The organism is Xenorhabdus griffiniae (assembly GCF_001028135.1).
GTDB classification, from domain to species: Bacteria; Pseudomonadota; Gammaproteobacteria; order Enterobacterales; family Enterobacteriaceae; genus Xenorhabdus; species Xenorhabdus bakwenae.
Genome location: NZ_LDNM01000192.1, coordinates 1 through 412, shown reverse-complemented (window position 1 = coordinate 412; position 412 = coordinate 1). Strand labels below are relative to the sequence as shown.

The window sequence follows — 412 nt, the reverse complement described above, 5'->3', positions numbered from 1 at the left end:
TCAGCGCGACTGGCTTCAACAAGCCAACGTTATAGGATGTTAAAGTCGAGCATCGCGTGAATATAAATCTGTTATATACAATAAATAATGCTTAATTAAATTATAATTGTCCGGCTAATTAACTTGCCGGACAATTAATTACTCTGCTTTATCCAGCCTGATAATCCCCAATCAACTCCCGCATCCGCAGCTTGATCTCACTGAGCTGGGCTTGCTGGCGCCGGTACTGTTGCCGGATGGTGCGGGTGTCGTCACTGTCAGGAATGAGCACCAGACAGCCCTCCAGTATCTTCACGGTCAGGGTACAGCCCTTATCAAACCCCGCCGCCTTAAGCCACTGGCCTTTAAGGTGGATTGCAGGCGGGGCCGTGGCCTTGTTATTTTGCGGCACGTATCCCACGGTGTAATAACG

General features: G+C 49.3%; 1 protein-coding gene. It reads right to left on the bottom strand.

Going from position 1 to position 412, the window contains the following annotated elements:
* Nucleotides 1–148: 148 nt before the first annotated feature.
* Nucleotides 149–412, bottom strand: a 264-nt coding sequence (locus AAY47_RS19615; RefSeq protein WP_053014366.1) for a SymE family type I addiction module toxin, incomplete at its 5' end; no start/stop codon positions are given.